General features: G+C 63.0%; 18 protein-coding genes and 1 tRNA gene. 10 read left to right on the top strand and 9 right to left on the bottom strand.

Features of this window, described 5'->3' with window-relative positions:
- Positions 1–23: 23 nt before the first annotated feature.
- Positions 24–644, top strand: coding sequence for a 2,3-bisphosphoglycerate-dependent phosphoglycerate mutase (locus tag ACYG9V_RS04550; protein WP_023672068.1), 621 nt, complete (start codon positions 24–26; stop codon positions 642–644).
- 299 nt (positions 645–943) lie between these two features.
- Positions 944–1,028 (top strand) — tRNA-Leu (locus tag ACYG9V_RS04545).
- Between the two features lie 100 nt (positions 1,029–1,128).
- Here ACYG9V_RS04545 and ACYG9V_RS04540 read toward each other — a convergent pair.
- The 3 genes from ACYG9V_RS04540 to ACYG9V_RS04530 form a co-directional block, all read right to left on the bottom strand.
- The gene (locus tag ACYG9V_RS04540; protein WP_023672069.1) at positions 1,129–1,473 is read right to left on the bottom strand and encodes a low affinity iron permease family protein; all 345 of its coding nucleotides are present in this window, start codon (positions 1,471–1,473) and stop codon (positions 1,129–1,131) included.
- A 200-nt stretch (positions 1,474–1,673) separates the two neighbouring features.
- A complete protein-coding gene (locus ACYG9V_RS04535; RefSeq protein WP_023672071.1) occupies positions 1,674–1,982 on the bottom strand; it encodes a DUF1236 domain-containing protein in 309 nt (102 codons plus the stop codon).
- Positions 1,983–2,029: 47 nt separating this feature from the next.
- A complete protein-coding gene (locus ACYG9V_RS04530) occupies positions 2,030–2,290 on the bottom strand; it encodes a hypothetical protein (RefSeq protein WP_245272152.1) in 261 nt (86 codons plus the stop codon).
- A gap of 176 nt (positions 2,291–2,466) precedes the next feature.
- Between ACYG9V_RS04530 and ACYG9V_RS04525 the strand changes: the two genes are divergently transcribed.
- From ACYG9V_RS04525 to ACYG9V_RS04505, 5 genes are all read left to right on the top strand, one after another.
- Positions 2,467–2,766, top strand: a complete 300-nt coding sequence (locus tag ACYG9V_RS04525; protein ID WP_023672073.1) for a DUF1236 domain-containing protein — start codon at positions 2,467–2,469, stop codon at positions 2,764–2,766.
- Positions 2,767–2,840: 74 nt separating this feature from the next.
- Complete coding sequence (locus tag ACYG9V_RS04520) at positions 2,841–3,047, top strand: hypothetical protein (protein ID WP_023672074.1); 207 nt, start codon at positions 2,841–2,843, stop codon at positions 3,045–3,047.
- 882 nt (positions 3,048–3,929) lie between these two features.
- The gene (locus tag ACYG9V_RS04515; RefSeq protein WP_352652523.1) at positions 3,930–7,121 is read left to right on the top strand and encodes an amino acid permease; all 3,192 of its coding nucleotides are present in this window, start codon (positions 3,930–3,932) and stop codon (positions 7,119–7,121) included.
- Positions 7,122–7,355: 234 nt separating this feature from the next.
- Positions 7,356–9,023 carry an FAD-dependent oxidoreductase gene (locus ACYG9V_RS04510; RefSeq protein WP_023745894.1) on the top strand — a complete coding sequence of 556 codons (1,668 nt, stop codon included), beginning with the start codon at positions 7,356–7,358 and terminating at the stop codon, positions 9,021–9,023.
- Positions 9,023–9,328: a UBP-type zinc finger domain-containing protein gene (locus tag ACYG9V_RS04505; RefSeq protein ID WP_023672079.1), complete on the top strand. Its 306-nt coding sequence runs from the start codon at positions 9,023–9,025 to the stop codon at positions 9,326–9,328. The genes ACYG9V_RS04510 and ACYG9V_RS04505 overlap by 1 nt, the downstream gene beginning before the upstream one ends.
- 317 nt (positions 9,329–9,645) lie before the next feature.
- Here the strand turns inward: ACYG9V_RS04505 and ACYG9V_RS04500 are convergent, their stop codons facing one another.
- The 6 genes from ACYG9V_RS04500 to ACYG9V_RS04475 form a co-directional block, all read right to left on the bottom strand.
- On the bottom strand, positions 9,646–9,822 hold the full coding sequence (locus ACYG9V_RS04500; RefSeq protein WP_460222081.1) for a hypothetical protein: 177 nt from the start codon (positions 9,820–9,822) through the stop codon (positions 9,646–9,648).
- Between the two features lie 145 nt (positions 9,823–9,967).
- Complete coding sequence (locus ACYG9V_RS04495) at positions 9,968–11,149, bottom strand: trans-sulfuration enzyme family protein (protein ID WP_352443640.1); 1,182 nt, start codon at positions 11,147–11,149, stop codon at positions 9,968–9,970.
- The gene (locus ACYG9V_RS04490) at positions 11,146–12,579 is read right to left on the bottom strand and encodes a pyridoxal-phosphate dependent enzyme (protein ID WP_023692936.1); all 1,434 of its coding nucleotides are present in this window, start codon (positions 12,577–12,579) and stop codon (positions 11,146–11,148) included. Before ACYG9V_RS04490 ends, ACYG9V_RS04495 begins: the two co-directional genes overlap by 4 nt.
- Positions 12,580–12,805: 226 nt before the next feature.
- Positions 12,806–14,173 (bottom strand): FAD/NAD(P)-binding protein, encoded by a 1,368-nt coding sequence (locus tag ACYG9V_RS04485; protein ID WP_352764672.1) that lies wholly within the window; start codon positions 14,171–14,173, stop codon positions 12,806–12,808.
- 16 nt (positions 14,174–14,189) lie between these two features.
- Entirely contained in the window at positions 14,190–14,666 is a 477-nt protein-coding gene (locus ACYG9V_RS04480; protein WP_023672084.1) for an RrF2 family transcriptional regulator, read from the bottom strand.
- A gap of 414 nt (positions 14,667–15,080) precedes the next feature.
- A complete protein-coding gene (locus ACYG9V_RS04475) occupies positions 15,081–15,242 on the bottom strand; it encodes a hypothetical protein (protein ID WP_023706948.1) in 162 nt (53 codons plus the stop codon).
- A gap of 230 nt (positions 15,243–15,472) precedes the next feature.
- On the opposite strand from ACYG9V_RS04475, the gene tauA reads away from it, so the two are divergent.
- The 3 genes from tauA (at position 15,473) to ACYG9V_RS04460 (ending at position 18,296) form a co-directional block, all read left to right on the top strand.
- Positions 15,473–16,486 carry a taurine ABC transporter substrate-binding protein gene (gene tauA / locus ACYG9V_RS04470; protein WP_352764669.1) on the top strand — a complete coding sequence of 338 codons (1,014 nt, stop codon included), beginning with the start codon at positions 15,473–15,475 and terminating at the stop codon, positions 16,484–16,486.
- 161 nt (positions 16,487–16,647) lie between these two features.
- Positions 16,648–17,439, top strand: a complete 792-nt coding sequence (locus ACYG9V_RS04465; protein WP_352520706.1) for a taurine ABC transporter ATP-binding protein — start codon at positions 16,648–16,650, stop codon at positions 17,437–17,439.
- Entirely contained in the window at positions 17,436–18,296 is an 861-nt protein-coding gene (locus ACYG9V_RS04460; protein ID WP_352764666.1) for an ABC transporter permease subunit, read from the top strand. The genes ACYG9V_RS04465 and ACYG9V_RS04460 overlap by 4 nt, the downstream gene beginning before the upstream one ends.
- Positions 18,297–18,372 lie beyond the last annotated feature (76 nt).

Raw genomic sequence — 18,372 nt, 5'->3', positions numbered from 1 at the left:
TCCATAATTTTGAAGGAGCAAACATGTCGGGAACTCTCGTGCTCGTGCGCCACGGCCAGAGCGAATGGAACCTGAAGAACCTGTTCACCGGCTGGCGCGATGTCGACCTTACCGAGCAGGGCCACAAGGAGGCCAAGGAAGCCGGCCAGAAGCTCAAGGCACGCGGCTTGAAATTCGACATTGCCTTCACCTCGGCGCTGATCCGGGCGCAGAAGACCTGCCAGCACATTCTCGACGCGGTCGGCCAGAGCGATTTGAAGACGATCCGCGACCAGGCGCTGAACGAGCGCGACTATGGCGATCTCTCCGGCCTCAACAAGGACGACGCGCGCCAGAAGTGGGGCGAGGAGCAGGTGCACATCTGGCGCCGCTCCTACGACGTGCCGCCGCCCGGCGGCGAAAGCCTGAAGGACACCGGCGCCCGCGTCTGGCCCTATTACCTGCACGACATGCAGTCGCATGTTCTGAAAGGCGGCACCGTGCTGGTCGCCGCGCATGGCAATTCGCTGCGCGCGCTGATCATGGCGCTGGACGGCAAGAGCGGCGAGGAGATCGTCAAGCTCGAGCTCGGCACCGGCGTGCCGGTGATCTACAAGCTCAACGCCGATTCCACCGTGGCGTCGAAGGACGTGCTGGAGGGGTGAGGTTTTCGGCCAGCGCATTCGCCAAGTCGGCGCTGCCCCTCATTGCCCTGCCGGGCAGTTCTCCCGGTATAGTGACGGGGAGAAAGGGCTGGCCGCAGCCTCGGCGCTCTTCTTGTGACGCAGGTGACCGGCGAAAATCATCGATGAGAGCGCCCCTCTCCCCGTCACTGTACGGGGAGAGGATGCCGGCAGGCAGGTGAGGGGCGGCGCTGACCCCCGGGAAACTAAGCCGGCAGGCAGAGGCCCTCGAAAAAGCGCGTTGACACATATCGTTTGCCCGCTTACATGAGCCCGCACCAGCCCAGATGGCGGAATTGGTAGACGCGCACGGTTCAGGTCCGTGTTCCGCAAGGAGTGGAGGTTCGAGTCCTCTTCTGGGCACCAAATTCCCGTTTCGGATAAGTCCGAAATGATTTAGACGCGAAGCAAAAAAGCCGGTTCCCGGGCTTTTTTGCTGATGGATGACAGATTGTCCAGCGGAGGGTCAATGCGGCGGGCGAACCGCTTTCATTGCTTCTTCTTCGAGTGTCTGGAGCTTCTCCCGAATCTCCTCCGGCTCGGCATGCTCCAAGCCGACGACATCGTTTCTGGTCTCATTCAGCGAAACGATAATCTCATCAAGCTTGGCGTGAATGGCGGCCGTGTCGCGGTAACCCTGGATCAGCACAACGCCGGTGATCACGATGGCCGCTACCGACAATGCGTAGGTGACCACATTCGTCAGGCCGAATGGCACCAATGCAGTACAGAGCAGCATGGCTACAAGAAGGACGTAGAAGCCCGGTGGCCGGGATAGAAAGTCGCCCATCACAAACAGGAAGCGATTCATATCCAGGCCGCGGTCAAAAATGCCACGAGTGCGGTGACGGCTACGCAAATTGGAATTGCCGCGAGTAAGGCAGCTTCCAGGACCCAAGTTTCCTTGTCGCTAAACATCAGACATCCTCCCGTTCAGAAAACGGCTGCCCGTAGAGCCTTCACAGCGCAGCCACAGCCCGCCGCTCCTGATCGGAGCGGCGGGCTCGCGCGTTACTCGATGATCTGCACGACCTTGCGCGTGTCGGGATCGACGAGAACCGCATGATCTCCGACAACCGTATACTTGTAGCGGACATCCGGAACGTCGATTGCGTGGAGCTCGACAGTGTCGGGAAGTGCCGTGCCGACGTTGAGTTCGACGCCGAGCAAACTGACTGAGGCCAGCTTCTGCTTATGGATATATTCGCGAACGACCGTCTGTTGTTCGGGCTTGAGAACAATAACATCCTCGGCAAACGAGGTGCCGATGCCCGCCATAAGGACGAGGGCGCCGGCGGCGCTGACGAAATATCTGGTCATGGGAATTTCCTTTCATAGGTCAGTTCGGAAGCGTGGATACGAGCAGATCAGCCGCCACTCGCAGGGGCTGGGGCAGGTGCCGCAGGCTTTGCAGGTGCAGCCGGAGCTTCCACCTTTGGCGCTTCAACCTTGACGTCGATATCCTTGCCGCCGTCGCCGCGGATATTGATGACGCCGGTAAAAATAAGCAATACTACGACTGCAATAAGTGCAAGAACAACAGCAATTGCAGTGCCGCCCCCACCACCAGAATTAACAACAGTTGGGCCGTCGGCCATGTGTTCCTCTCCTGTTTTATTTAGTTGCATTTGGGAAACGCCTGCCCCGCTTGAACGTTCCGCCTCGGGACTTGGGTCTTAGCTGATATCCGACTTTGGTCTGGTTCGCCGCGGACTGAAGTCACAGGAACAATCTGGCTGATCTCAAGTTCGGTCCCTCGGCGAACAGGCGTGGTGCCGTCGCCGGATTACGCGAGGAGAAAACCATGAAAATCCACTTTGCAAGTGCCGCTGCAGGCTTGTTGCTTTTGGCTGGGGTCGGCGCCGCCGCAGCTCAGGATGTCGTCATCACACCGGAGCAGGATACGGTCGTCCGCGAATACGTAAAAAAGCAGCCGCTGGCTTCGGTGAAGATCCCGGGCGTGGAGCTGAACGTCGGCAGTGCCTTGCCTGATACGGTCGAGCTGCACGAAGTTCCCAACGTCAAATACCGCTACGTCGTGGTCGACAACCGCACCGTCCTGGTCGACCCCGGCACCCGGAAAATTGTGAAGGTCTACGACTGATCGAATAGCTGCCGCCCGCCGCCGGCCATGGCGGCGGGCAGCGGATTTCACGTTGCGCTCCAGGATGATCGAAGATGATCGATGACGTCGAGACATCGCCAGCCCTCGATACCCGCCTGGGTTCTCTCAGGGCGAGAATGCGCGATGCGCGCATAACAGAGGCCGACATGAAGACCTTTCAGAAAGTCACATCCATCATGGTTGGCGGCAGTGGCCGCATCAGCGGCGATGACCTGATTGCAGCTTCGTTCGTCCTAGAGGACCAGCCGGAAGGCTTGTAAGGGGGAAGTACTCACGTCTGCAGGCTCCCGCAACGCTGATCCCAAGTGTTCTGGTGCTGAACACATTCCTGCTGCGGGCCGGCGTCGAAGGCGTGCCCGCTGGCGAGGTCGCGTCGCGCTCAAGCATCGTCCAGAACTCCATGTCGCCGCATGTGACGATACTCGGCCATGCTAGCCGATGCGGGCGCCATAGAAAATCACCGCGGCCGGCAGAACCGGGCAGGCCGGTCCAGAGCGTCGCCACGCCTATGGTCAGAAATGTCACCGAGGCCAGTTTGGTGCAGATCGGATGATGGTAGCGGGCGATCGCCATATCGACCGTACGGGCGCCGGCCTGGGAAGGACCCACCAGCGCGCCGAGGCCGACCGCCGCGCCCAGCGTGGTCGGCGCGCTGTTTGCCCTGCAACGCGGGGCTATGCGGCGTGCTCGCACAAGTTAGCTCCAGCTTGAGGCACGGCGTGAAGTCTCGGTGCTTGCCCCCACGATGGCGAGGTACGAAGTCAAAAGCGGTCAATGTGATTAGCGATCTACAGTCGACTTCAGCCGCCTTCGGATGATAGCGCCGCAATCACGAGATTTGTCGATAATAATCGATGTTAGGCTGTATTCGCGACTATCCCTCATAGTGGGCGATTAGATAAAATTGATATGATATCCCAGATTTGAGGAGATCGATCCATTCGGGCCGGCATCAGCATGATTGAACCGCAGCCACCGCAAGTTGACAGCGATCATCGGGCGGATCTGGTTTGGTACGAAGTCTTAATACGTCTCACCTAAGGTCCAACTTTGACTTCGGGAGCGCGACGTTCGACAGACATATCTCCGCAGGTTACATTCGCCAGTCAGACAGCGCTCCGCACTCGAATGGATGTCTCTGAATGCCGGGCCTCACGCCTTCACGACCGCACCCGAGAACCTTGGGATGGATGGGCACGACAGCGCTCGCCATGGGTGGCAGCAATCAAAGCCTGTTTCTGATTGCCGCCCTTTTTGTCGGCCAGGGGAATATTCCCGGTCAAGGAAGCGCTGCGGTTCCTTTGCTGGTTGTTGGTCTGCTTCTAAGCTGGGCCGCCGCGCCTGCGTGGACCGAATTGGTTCTCATGTGGCCAAACCGCGTCGGCGGTATCTCTGCAGCGTGCGCCGAAGCCTTCCGACCTTACAGTCCCGTTCTCTCGGCTCTGACGGGCACCTGCTATTGGTGGGGTTGGGTGCCGACCTGCGGACTGACAGCGGTTCTTTCAGCGTCTGCAATCCAGCAATGGTACCTGCCGGGCCTCCCCGTGGAGGCGGTCGCCTGCGGGCTTATCGCATTCTTTACGGCGGTCAACCTGTGTGGAATCAAGTGGGTGGTCCAACTGGCGATCCCGATCGCCACTGCCTCCGCGACGCTTGCGTTTCTCTCATCCCTCGTCCCGGTCATCAGTGGCTCGGTCGACTGGCGGCAGGCGACGGATTTTGCCCTGACCAGCCCGTTTACCGGCCTGTTCGGCGACATCACGTCGGTGATGGCGGGACTGTACCTGATCGGGTTTGCCGCACCGGCATTTGAGGCTGCAGCCTGCCATGTTGGCGAAACCATCGATCCCAACCGCAACATTCCTCTGGCGATGTGGGCCAGCGCCGCAATGGCCGGCGTCTATTTCCTGGTCCTGCCGGTTGTCTGGCTGGGTGTGCTCGGGCCGGAGCCGCTCGGTACCGACCTCGCCATAGCTCTCGGGCCCACCTTTGCGCCCTTGTTGGGGAGTTTCGGCAAGGCGGCCGCCATCTGGCTCATCATGCTGAACATGTTCCATGGAACGTTGCAGCCATTGGCAGGCGCCGCGCGGACCCTTGCGCAGCTGAGCGAAGACGGCCTGCTGCCGAGCTTCCTGGCCAGGCGCACCTCAACAGATTGTCCCTGGGCGGCAACGCTGCTCACAGCTGCCGCGGCAATCGGCTTCATGCTGTGCGGGTATCCGCTCTGGATGATCGCCGCGGCCAATTTTACGTACCTGATCAGCATCTGCATGCCAAACATCGCAGTCTGGCTCTTGCGCCGTGATAGTCCCGAAGCCGAGCGACCCTTCCGGGCTCCCAGGGGAACGATCATCCTTGGCGTAGGCGCGGCTGCAATATGGCTGTTGACCGCCATACTGGGATTTCAGCAATTTGGCCTTCCTACCGTCCTGTTCGGTCTGGCTTTGGCATATTCGGGTGCTGCGCTCTACGCCTGGCGCACGATGGAGGATCGATACGCACTCGGTCTACCCTTGCTGCCACATACGCTTCACCTGAAGCTTACCGGAGCCATGCTTTTTGTGCTCGTGCTTGACGGTGCCGGCTATTTCCTGGCGATCGGCAGCGTTCCCCAAGGCGACACTTCATTGGTCGCCGCGCTGGAGGACATTTTTGTCGTTGTCGCGCTGCTGACCATCAGCGTTGGCCTGATCTTGCCGGGAATGATCACCCATTCGGCGACCGAGGTGAGCAACGCGGCAAAGCGTCTGACATCCGGAACGCTGAAGGATTTCTCTCTCGCCATGGTCGCCCTGGGGCGGGGAGACCTCGCTGCGGCGCATGCCTCCGTGAATATCATGCCGGTTACGGTAAACTCTCGTGACGAACTTGGAGAGATGGCCGAAAGCTTCAACCTGCTCCAGGACAAGGTGAGGGAAGCCGCCCACGGCCTGGACGACGCGCGCGAGAACATGAACGTAGCGCGCACCGAACTGATGGCACGGCACGAGGAAATCGCGCATCTCGCGCACCACGATCCGCTTACCGGCCTGGCGAACCGAGCCGCGCTTGCAGCACACCTGGCCACGACGCTCGAGCGCGCAAAAGCAACGCACGCCAGCTTTGCCGTCTTCAGCATCGACCTTGACCATTTTAAAGAGGCGAACGACGTTTTCGGGCACGCCGCCGGCGACGATCTGCTTTGCACCATCTCCCGGCGTCTCCAAACCGCGGCGCCTGAGGCGTTTATCGCGCGCATGGGCGGCGACGAGTTCACGGTTGTCCTGACCATGGATGACCGGTCCGCGAGTGCCAAGGATGTTGCGGACCGTCTGTTCGAATCGGCGGCAGGCAAATTCGAAATCCGGGGCCAGCACATTTCGATCGGGGTGAGCATCGGCGCGGCGATCTATCCGAAAGACGGAGAGAATGCCGCGGCGCTGATGGCAAATGCCGACGCAGCGCTCTACCGGGCCAAGGCGGACGGTCGTCGAATGGTGCAATTCTTCGATCCTGAGATGGATAGGCGGCTAAGAGAGCGCTACGCCTTGCAGCGAGATTTGCGCTCTGCGGTCGCCCATGGCGAACTTGTGCTTCATTATCAGCCGCAAGCCAGGATGGACGGCGAAATCTTTGGTTTCGAGGCACTCGCCCGATGGCACCATCCAAAGCATGGGCTCATCTCCCCAAACGCGTTTGTCTCGCTTGCCGAACAGGATGGCACGATCGTTGAGATAGGTGAATGGACGCTCAGGCAGGCGTGCAGAGACGCGGCCTCCTGGCCCTCACCGCTGCAGATCGCCGTCAACCTCTCTCCCGTGCAATTCCGTTTCGGGGACCTGGTAGGCCTCGTTCATTCTATCCTCTACGAGACCGGCCTTGCTCCGGGGCGGCTGGAACTGGAAATCACGGAAGGGGTTCTCATCCGCGACCGGGCAACTGCCTTGTCGGTTTTGCGGAGGTTGAAGGCGTTGGGCGTCAGGGTCTCGATGGATGATTTTGGCACCGGGTATGCCTCACTGTCCTCGCTGCAGGCGTTTCCATTCGACAAGATCAAGATCGATCGCAGTTTTGTTTCGGGTGTCGGTTCGAATGTCCAATCGGCCGCCATCGTGCGCACGATACTCAGCCTGGGGAATGCGCTGGCCTTGCCTGTCATCGCGGAGGGTGTCGAAACAGAGGACGAGCGTGCCTTCCTGATGAGGGAAGGATGTCCCGAAATCCAAGGATATCTGGTGGGGCGCCCGCATCCGATAGCGCTCTACAAAGATGTGACGAATGGGCTTTCGCCGGGATCTGCCTTCGGGGAGCCCGAGGATACCACCGCACCCCAGGCGCTTGGCGTAACGCGATAGCCGCGGCGCCGTTCGTCGGCGCGCTGCTCCTGCAACACACCGGTGAGCGAGGACTGCCGACGGTACTGCTCGGGCTCGCCCTTATAAAGGTCGCACTGGTCGGCGCGCTGTTTGCCTTGCAGCGCGGGGCCATGCGAAGCATCCGAACCAGTTGGCGCGGGAGCCACCTCCCCTTCCGGCCAGTCCTCCAACAAACCACTTCAAACCCGGCCGTCTCGGCGCTACGTTCTACCTATGGCCCCACCCACCCAGCCGATCACCGTCACCCGCCGCGACCAGATGTTTCCCATCCTGGGCGACGCCGATATCGAGCGCATGCGCCGGTTCGGCGAGGCGAGTTCCTATGCCGCCGGCGAGCACATCGTCACCGCCGGCACTGTGGCGCCGGGGCTGATCGTCATCCTGTCGGGCACGGCCGATATCACCCAGGATGTCAGGCCCGGCCGGCGCGAGACCATCGTCACCCATGGCCCAGGCAATTTCATCGGCGAGCTGGCGCAGCTTTCCAGCCGGCCGTCGCTGGTCAATGCGGAGGCGGCCGAGCCGGTCGAGGCCTTCGTCATCCCCTCGCAGCGGCTGCGCGACCTGATGGTGCAGGAGGCAAGCCTTGGCGAGCGGATCATGCGGGCGCTGATCCTGCGCCGCGTCGGGCTCCTGGAAAGTGGCAGCAGCGGACCGATCGTCGTAGGCCCGGCCGGCAATGGCGACACGCTGCGGCTGCAGGGGTTTCTGCGCCGCAGCGGCCAGCCGCACCGCGCGCTCGATTCCGACAGCGACCCGTGCGCCAAGACGCTGATTGAGCATTTTCATGTTGACCCGCACCATCTGCCGATCGTGCTCTGCCCCAACGGCAAGCTGATGCACAATCCCGGCGAAACCGAACTTGCCCGCTGCATCGGCCTGCTGCGGCCGATCGATCCCGACATGGTCTATGACGTCGCCATTGTCGGCGCCGGGCCGGCGGGGCTGGCGGCCGCGGTCTATGCGGCATCCGAAGGGCTGTCGACCATCGTGCTCGATTGCCGCGCCTTCGGCGGCCAGGCCGGCGCCTCCGCGCGCATCGAGAACTATCTGGGTTTCCCCACCGGCATTTCCGGCATGGCGCTGATGGCGCGCGCCTACAACCAGGCGCAGAAATTCGGCGTCGAAATAGTCATCCCCGACGAGGCCAAGCTGCTCGGTGCAGCAGGCGAGGGCTACACGCTCGCCGTCGGCGACGGTGAAAGCCTGCGCGCGCGCACGGTGGTGATCGCCAGCGGCGCCCGCTACCGCCGCCTCGACATCGCCAAGCTGGCCGAGTTCGAGGGCACGTCGGTGCATTACTGGGCCTCGCCGATCGAGGCGCGGCTATGCACAGGGCAAGAAGTGGCGCTGGTCGGCGCCGGCAATTCGGCGGGGCAGGCGGCGGTCTATCTCGCCAGCCAGGTCCGCAAGGTGACGATGCTGGCGCGCCGCGGCGGCCTCAGGGAAACCATGTCGCGCTATCTGGTCGAGCGTATCGAGGCGCAACCGAACATCGAGGTGCTTGGCGAGACAGAGATCAAGGCGCTGGAAGGCGAAGGCGGCAATCTCACCCAGTTGCGCTGGCGCAACCCCGGCGGCGTCGAGACGCGCCCGATCCAGCATCTCTTCCTGTTCATCGGCGCCGACCCCAACACCGATTGGCTGGCTGGGTGCGATATCGCGCTCGACGCCAGGGGTTTCGTGCGCACCGGCGCCGACATAGGGGCGGGCCAGATGGAGACCAGCCGCAGCGGCGTGTTCGCCATCGGCGACGTGCGCGCAGGCTCGGTCAAGCGGGTCGCCGCCGCCGTCGGCGAAGGCGCCCAGGTGGTGGCTGCCTTGCACGCCTATCTCGCGCGACCCGACGCAGCAGCGCCCGAACTGGCCAGGAGAGCATAATGGATGAATGCAAACACACGCGCGACATCAAGACTGTGACGCCGAGCGCGCTCGGTTGCGAGGAGTGCCTGAAGAGCGGCTCGATGTGGGTGCATCTCAGGCTCTGCCGTACCTGCGGCCATGTCGGCTGCTGCGACGACTCGCCCAACCGCCACGCCACCAAGCATTTCCACGCCACCAAGCACCCTATCATCGAAGGCTACGACCCGCCGGAAGGCTGGGCATGGTGCTTTGTCGACGAGGCGTTCATCGACCTGGAAGGCGACGTGACGCCGCAGAACGGCCCGATCCCGAAGTTTTTCTGAGGCGAGCCAGGCTGGCAGCTGTGCCCTTATCGTACCAAAGGCGATCGTGTATGGCTTCCGCCCGAAGGTCAGGGCAATCGGATAGGGCGCGCCCCCACTCCGTCTCGGCTTCGCCGAGCCACCTCTACCCCCACATTCGTGGGGGAGAGGAAATGCCAACCACCGAGGCCGCAGCCCTGAAAGGCTTGGGTTTCCTCATCCCCCATGGACATGGGGGAGAGGTGGCCGCGAAGCGGACGGAGTGGGGGCAGGCGCTGTCCTACGCGATTGCCCCGCCCTTTGGGAGGCAGGTGTCCTTCTGCACAAGAAGCCTCTGCTTATTTTATGGAGCCAGTAACCGTGCGGTCGAGAGTCTCGGGACTGTGGTCGTTGCCGGCAAGTGCGGCAATGATCAGAAGACTGGCGACGACCGGGACGAACAGGATGGCCACGCGGGCCTGCACATAAAAAATGGCGCGCCATTCGCTGCGCTTTTCCGGGTTGTTGTCCATCACACTCACTCTCGCCATGCCTCCCAGGCGGGACATAGCGGCGAAGGGTTAAGCAAAGGCTGCTGAATGTGTTAACGCGCGGTGGATTGGGATTTAATCTCGACGGTCAGCGCCGCCCCTCATTGTCATCGGTACGCATCCGGTACGCCTACCCCCGCAGCGCCTGCTCCAGATCCGCGATCAGATCATCGCCATCCTCGATCCCCGCCGACAGCCGCACCAGCGAATCCGAAATGCCGATTTCCGCGCGCTTTTCCGCCGGGATCGAGCCGTGCGTCATCAGCGCCGGGTGTTCGATCAGGCTTTCGACGCCGCCGAGGCTTTCAGCCAGCGTGAACAGTTGCGTCCGTTCCAGGAAGCGTTTGGTGCCGGCGAGGTCGCGGTCGAGGTCGACCGAGATCATGCCGCCGAAGGCATGCATCTGTTGGACGGCGATGGCGTGCTGCGGATGGCTGGCCAGGCCGGGATAGACGACGCGGCGCACATCTTTTCGCGCCTCCAGCCACTGCGCAATCTTCAGGCCGTTCGTGGAATGCCGCTCCATCCTGAGCGCCAGTGTCTTGATGCCGCGCAGCGCGAGAAAACTGTCGAAGGGACCGGAGATGGCTCCGATGGCGTTCTGCAGGAATTTCAGCTGGGCGGCGAGGTCCTTGTTGTCGCCGACGATGGCGACGCCGCCGACCATGTCGGAATGGCCGTTGAGATATTTCGTCGTCGAGTGCACGACGATGTCGATGCCGAGTTCCAGCGGCCGCTGGATGTAGGGGCTGCAGAACGTGTTGTCGGCGACCGTCAATACGCCCTTGCGCCTGGCGAGTGCCGCAACGCCTTCGAGGTCGACGATGCGCAGGAGCGGATTGGTCGGAGTTTCGACCCAGAGCAGTTTTGTCTCCGGGCGAATCGCTGCTTCCACCGCCGCCAGATCGGTGAAGTCCACAAAACTCACCTGCAGATTGGCCGAGCGCTTGCGCACCCGCTCCATCAGCCGGAACGAGCCGCCATAGATGTCGTCGGTTGCAACGATATGGGCGCCGCTGTCGAGCAGCTCGAGCACGGTCGAGATCGCCGCCAGGCCGGAAGCAAAGGCAAAGGCCGCCGAGCCGCTCTCGAGATCGGCCACCGCGCGCTCGAAGGCAAAGCGGGTCGGGTTTTGGCTGCGGGCGTACTCAAACCCCTTGTGCACGCCGGGCGACTGCTGGCCATAGGTCGAGGTCGCGTAGATCGGCACCATCACCGCGCCGGTCAGCGGGTCATGGCTCTGGCCGCCATGGATGGTGCGCGTGGAAAAAGCCAGGCGGTTCTTGCCCGATGGGGATGTTTCAGCAGTCATCGTGCGCGCCTCAAATGGTTGATCAGGTCGATACGGGTTATCAGGCCGACGAACTCGTCGCCATCGAAGATGATGGCGACCTCGTTGCGGTCGAACACCGGCAGCAGCGCATCCAGCGTCTGGCTGGCCTGCAGCGTGTGCAGATTGGAGGTCATGGCGGTGCGCACCGGGGCGTTGAAGCGGTCCCAGCGGCCGTCATAGGGGCCGTCGACCTTGGCCAAGATGTCGCCCTCATCGATAATGCCGACCAGCTTGCCATTGTCCAGCACCGGCAGCTGCGAGACATCGGAGCGGCGCATGCGGCCATAGGCGTTGAGCAGGCTTTCGTCGGGGCCGACATAAACGGTGTCGCCGGTGCGGTGCGAGCGCATGACGAGGTCGCGCAGATCGCCATGCTGTTCCTGTTCGGCCAGCCCCTGCTCGGCCAGCCAGAAATCGTCGAACACCTTGGACAGATATTTGTTGCCGCTGTCGCAGACGAAGGTGACGACGCGTTTTGCTGTCGTCTGCTCGCGGCAATAGCGAAGCGCGGCCGACAGCAGCGTGCCGGAAGACGAGCCGGCGAGAATGCCTTCCTTCGAAAGCAGGTCCCGCACGGCCAGCATGCTCTGCTTGTCTGGGATGGAATAGGCTTTCCTGACCAGCGACAGATCGGCATTGGGCGGCACAAAATCCTCGCCGATGCCTTCGACGGTCCAGCTGCCGGCCTCTTCCATCTTGCCGGTCTTGATCAGAGGCGCCAGCACCGATCCGACGGGATCGGCCAGCACCATTTCGGTCTTCGGCGATGTTCTGGCGAAGTAGCGGCCAAGCCCGGTCAGCGTACCGCCGGAGCCGACGCCGACGACCACGGCGTCGAGGTCGCCATCGAGCTGGGCAAGGATTTCCGGTCCGGTGGTGGTCTCATGCGCCTCGGGGTTGGCCGGGTTGGCGAACTGGTTGGCGTAGAAGGCGCCGGGCGTTTCCGATGCGATCTTCTCGGCCATGTCCTGGTAATATTCGGCATGGCCCTTGCCGACATCGGAGCGGGTCATGCGCACTTCGGCGCCGAGCGCGCGCAGATGCTGGATCTTTTCGCGCGACATCTTGTCGGGCACGACGAGGATGATGCGGTAACCCTTGGGGATGCCGACCTGGGCGAGGCCGAGGCCGGTATTCCCGGCGGTCGCCTCGACGATGGTGCCGCCGCGCTTGAGCTTGCCTTCCTTCTCGGCCGCGGCAATCATTGACAGCGCAATGCGGTCCTTGATCGAGCCGCCTGGATTCTGGCTTTCGAGCTTGATGAACAGCCGGCACTTGCCGGTGTCGAATTTGGTCAGTTCGACCACCGGCGTCTGGCCGATGAGGTCGAGCACCGAGGCGTAGGGCGGACGCAGGCGGGATAACGCGCCGTCCGAACTGCCTGGCGCAGCTTTTCCGTGCTCGCTCATATCGATGTGCTCCCTTGAACAAGCGACCGCCTCGGGGCAGAGCGGCAGCGTAGCTTCTTTTCCGGCCGTTTGCAGTCGGAAAGAAGGTAGATCGTGCCAATCAACCGGCGAGAGGGGGAATGGAATTCCAGTTTGACGCCGGCTTTGGACTCAAGCCAAACACCCTGCGTAGCCATCCTTCCCACCCCCCTCTGAGGGGCGTGCTATCCCGCCGACGTCAACAGCTTTACCCTAGCAGCTGCTTGCTCAGCCTAGCGCATTGCACGCGGATGTCGGGGATGGCGTCGATCTCGAAGAAGGTGCCGCGGGTCAGCGGCCCGACGGCGAGGATCTTGGCCGATGCGGTGCCGTCGCCGGCGACGATTTCGCATTTGGCTGTGACATCGAGACCAAGCCGCAGCGGGTCGGGCCGCGCCAGGCCTCGGTCGACCAGCGAACGCACGACGCTGTTCGACGTCGTCGAGATGTCGCGGGCGATGCCGGTGCAATCATAGATGCGGGCGACCTGCAGCGTTTCCAGCGCCTTTGTGTGGCGAGACTGGATGCCGACGGTGAATCCATCGCCGGCCTCGATGCCGACGACACGGCCGGCGAGCGGGCGGATGCGGCCGGTGCGCACCGCCTCGGTGACGCGGGCATGCACCTCGGGCGCCAGCCGATGGCGATGGATGTCCCACCAGGCCTTGGTGTGCTCGACGAAGCGGCGCTTGGCCGAGGACGGCCAGTTCTGCCAGATCTTCTGGTTGAAGGGTCGCAGCCCATCGACGACGTCGCGCCAATCGATGCCGGCCTTCTGGTTTTCTCGGATCAGGTCGCGGAACCAGCCGACGAAATAGGAGAGCTGCGTGCCGAGCGGAATGTCGGCGACGTCGAGCTTGATCGGGTTGCCCTTGCGGTGCGGCGACGGCAGCAGGCCGCGCCGCGACACGGCGACGATCTCGCCGCGATGGCCGCGCTGCTCGAGCGACAGGAAGGCATCGACCATGCTGAGCCCGGTGCCCAGCACCAGCACGCGGGCTTCAGGATCGAGCGCTGTGTCGGCCTCAGTGCCCATGCGGATGGCATGACCTTGGCCGGCGCCGGGCTGCTCGTCATGGCCGGTGGCAAGCACCGCCAGATGCGCGACGACGCTGGTGCCGTTGGCCAGCACCACTTCGACACCGGACGATGTCGGCGAGATCGACAGGCTTTCCTCGCGAATCAGCCTGAGACGGCCGGTTTCCTTTTCGCGCGCTTCGAGTTCGTCGAGCACTTCCTTGAGGTAGCGGGCATAGACGCTGCGCGGTGCATAGAAGGGTGTCTGCGGCGTCTGTTCCTGGCTTATCAGGCCGCGCCCCTGCAACCAGCGCCAGAAATTCAGGGGATCGTCGGCATAGGCGCTCATCCCCGCGGCGCTGACATTCAGCACGTGCGCCGATAAGAGCGTCGAATAGGCGATGCCTTGGCCGAAATGCGGACGCTTTTCGATCAGCGTGACGCGAAGGTCCGGGTTGGGCGACTTCAGCAGATGCGCGGCAAGCACGACGCCGCTGGCGCCGCCGCCGACGATGATGATCGAGCTGCGGATGATCGAATTGGCGCGCGCGACGCTCATGCGAGCACGCTCAGGATCAGGCGGGGACCTTTTGCGCCGGCGCAAGCTCGTCGATGTCCCTCGCGACCGGAAGGTCGTCGAGGACGATGTCGCGCATCTCGGCCAGCGTGCGCTGGTCGAGCACCTCGGCGATCGCCTGCCGGACCTCGAGCATCAGATGTCGGACTTGGCATGTCGCCTCATTGCAGTCTTCACAGCGCTGATACTGAGTGCGGCTGGCGCAGGGGATGGGCGCCAGCGGTCCGTCGAGGACGCGCACGACATGGCCGACCTTGATCTCGTCGGCCGGGCGCGCCAGGCGATAGCCGCCATCCTTGCCCTTGCGGCTCTGGACGAAACCGGCATTGCGCAATTCGCCCAGAATGGCGTCGAGGAATTTCTTCGGGATGTTGTTGCCGCTGGCGATGTCGCCGACGAAGGCGAGCTGTCCCACCGGCAGATGCGCCAGATGGACCAGCGCCTTGAGGCCGTACTTGCCTTTTTTGGTGAGCATAGACCGAATGTTTCTCTGTCAGGCGATGGCCCAAACCATCGGTTGCGAAACGCCTGACGTGCCTCCCCGCCGCGTGCAAGCTGCTTCGACACATAAATTCTACTGACATGATATACAAGCCGAGAAACCTTGATTTTGCTTCGTTTTCACGCCGCAGGGGCCACTTTAGCACGGCTTTGTGCCGTTACGGTCACAGCCAGCCGCGAGCGATTGCGGCGATGAACGGCGGCTCCTGCTCCCAATGTCGATAAGATTACTATACTTACCCTCGAACACGCGGAACGTGTTTTCAAATCAACCGTCTTTTACAGCATGGATTTGCGCCATTTGGGGCTTTGCCGGGAATTTTGGGTCGCAGCCCGCGGATCGGCGAACATGACTCCCGACAACTCGGGCGCCGCCCTGCGCCCGATATCAGGACGCCGCCTTGCCGCTCTGAGACCGGGCGGCCTTGGCGGCCACCGGCACGCCGCTTGACCGCAGCATCCAGCGGTGGCCGTCGCTGCGGAAGTCGGTGAGGCTCAACGGCTCGACATCGATCCTGCGGCAGGCCGCAAGCGGCGCGCCGAGCACCAAATCAGGCCTCTTCCGTAGCGAGGGTTGGCAGGACCACCAACTCTTCAGCACCTTCGGGCGCCGTTTGCGTTTGTGCACGGTTCGACACGGGCCGGTCACCGCGCCCGCATCAGCCGGTGGTTTTTTTCTAACAAGTGCTTCTTGCTTGGAAGGATTTAACTCTACAAGAATGATAGAATTAGCTGAGTATGAACAGGCATCCGGTTTTCTCATTTTTCATGGAGCCTTTCATGTCCAGCATTTCGCGACGCATTGTCCTCCTGTCGTCGGCAGCTTTGGCGGGTGCGGCCTTTCTCGGCCCGGCCCAGGCGCAGGACCTCAACATCACCATCGGCTACCAGACGGTGGTCGAACCTTCCAAAGTAGCGCAGGCCGACGGCGCCTATGAAAAGGCGACCAAGGCCACGATCGAATGGCGCAGATTCGATTCCGGCGCCGATGTTATCGCCGCCGTCGCATCCGGTTCGGTCGATATCGGCTATGTCGGCTCGAGTCCGCTGGCCGCGGCCGCCAGCCGCGAACTGCCGATCCAGACCATCTTTGTCGTCGGCCTGATCGGCCAGTCCGAAGCGCTGGTCGCCCGCAATGGATCCGGCATCGAGAAGATCGCCGACCTCGCCGGCAAGAAGGTGGCGGTGCCGTTCGTGTCGACCACGCATTACAGCCTGCTTGCCGCGCTGAAGCACGAAAACGTCGACCCGAAGTCGGTCGAAATCCTTAATCTCAGGCCACCGGAAATCGCCGCCGCGTTCGCTCGCGGCGACATAGACGCGGCCTATGTCTGGGATCCGGCGCTCGGCCAGATCAAGACGACAGGCAAGGTGGTGCTGGATTCCTCGCAGGTTGCCGCCTGGGGGGCGCCGACCTTCGACGCCTGGATCGTGCGCACCGACTTCGCCGATAAGAACCCGGACGCCGTGCGCGATTTCATCAAGGTGACCGGCGAATCCTATGCCCAGTTCCTGGCTAAGCCCGAGGCATGGTCGGTTTCGTCGCCGGAAGCGGCCAAGATCGCCAAGATCACCGGCGCCAAACTGGAAGAGGTGCCGCAGCTCCTCAAGGGTTACGTCTTCCCGACATTGGAAGAGCAGGCTTCCGACAAATTCCTCGGCGGCGGCACGGTCAAGGCGATCGAGGCAGCTTCGGCCTTCCTCAAGGAGCAGGGCAAGATCGACGCCGTGCTGCCCGACTATTCGAAATACGTGTCGTCGAAATACGTGACCGAGGCTCTGGCCTCGAACTGATCTTCAGTTTTACGCAATTCCGGACGGAAAACCGCTTTACACTTTTCCTGGAATTGCCCTGAACACGCGCGGTTTCTTCTTCCCTGACGCCGCGTGCTGCCTGTCCCGGATCCGCTTAACGAGGGCCGGGGCAGGCTGATTTTCTTCCGGAGCCCCTTTTCATGCCGCATCTCGTACTCGACCCGCATCTCGTACTCGACAAGGTCTCGGTTCACTATGACGGCCAGGCAGCGCCGGCGGTCGACCGGGTTTCCATCGATGTCGCCAAGGGCGATTTCGTCGTGCTGGTCGGCCGCTCCGGCTGCGGCAAGACCTCGCTGCTCAATGTCGCCGCCGGCCTGGTCGAGCCCGCGCGCGGGGTCGCCACGATCGGCGGCCGGCCGATCACCGGCCCAGGCTCCGACCGGGCGGTCGTGTTCCAGAATGATGCGCTGTTTCCCTGGCTGACGGCCCGTGAAAACGTGGCCTTTGCGCTCAGGCTGCGCGGCGTGCCGCAAGCCGAGCGGGCGCGCCGCGCCGACCAGTTGCTGGCGCTGGTCAAGCTTGACGGCGTCGGCGACAAACGCATCTGGGAATTGTCCGGCGGCATGCGCCAGCGCGTCGGCCTCGCCCGTGCACTCGCGGCCGAGCCGGAATTCTTGCTGCTCGACGAACCGCTCGGCGCACTCGATGCGCTGACGCGCGAGCGCATGCAGACGACGCTGCTCGACCTGTGGACCGCAAGCCGGGTCGGCGTGCTGATGGTCACGCATGGCATCGAGGAGGCGCTGGTGCTGGCCACAAGCATCGTCGTTTTGGCGCCCGGACCGGGCCGCGTGGTGCGGACATTCGAGACCGGTTTCAGCCGGCGCTATGCCGCAGGCGAGCCGATCCGCGCCATCAAGGCCGATCCAGCCTTTGCCGCGGCGCGCGGCGAGCTGACCGATGCGATCTTCGAAGGAGAGGCGGCATGAGCGTCACCTCCTACAGCGAGCGGCCGGCCACCGGGACCGGCGAGGCCGATGCCATTTCGGTGCCGTGGTCGCGGCCGGTGCGGAAGCGGCGCGGGGTTTCCTCGCGGGCGATCAGCGCCGTCACCATCCTGGCCGCGCTGGCGGCATGGGCGCTGTCTGCGCGCCTGCAACTGGTGTCGCCGGTGTTCCTGCCGTCGCCCGCCGCCGTGTGGACCAAGTTCATCGTGGTGATCAAGGACGGCTTCGTCGACGCGACTTTGCTCCAGCATATCGTCGCCAGCCTCGGCCGCGTGTTCGCGGCGCTGCTCGCGGCCATCGTCATCGGCGTTCCGGTTGGGCTGGCTATCGGCATTTCGACGGTCGGGCGCGGCATCTTCGATCCGTTGCTCGAATTTTTGCGGCCCATCCCGCCGCTCGCCTATCTGCCGCTGGTCATCATCTGGTTCGGCATCGGCGAGCCGTCAAAGATCCTGGTGATTGCCATTGCCATGCTGGCGCCGGTGGCGCTGTCGACGGCCTCGGGCGTGCGCGGTATCTCAAAGGAGCGCATCGATGCGGCCCGTTCGCTTGGTGCGACGCAGCGCCAAGTGGTGCGCCATGTCATCCTGCCCAGCGCGCTGCCGTCGATCCTCACCGGCCTGCGCATCGCGCTCGGCGCCGGCTGGTCGACGCTGGTTGCAGCCGAGCTGGTGGCGGCAACGCGCGGCCTCGGCTTCATGATCCAGTCGGCCGCCCAGTTCCTGGTCACCGATGTCGTGGTGATGGGAATAGTGGTGATCGCGACAATAGCCTTCGTGCTGGAATTCATCATCCGCCGGATCGAGCGTCAGCTGGTTCCGTGGGCGGGAAAGGAATGACAACAAGTTTCTGCCGGTTTGACCGGCTGCTTCCCTTCGCAGCACGGCGACCGCCGATCCGGAACAGAAGGAGTGA

It is taken from the genome of Mesorhizobium sp. W016, from assembly GCF_054719485.1.
Note: the sequence above shows the minus strand (reverse complement) of the source record. Positions and strands in the feature narration are given on the sequence as shown.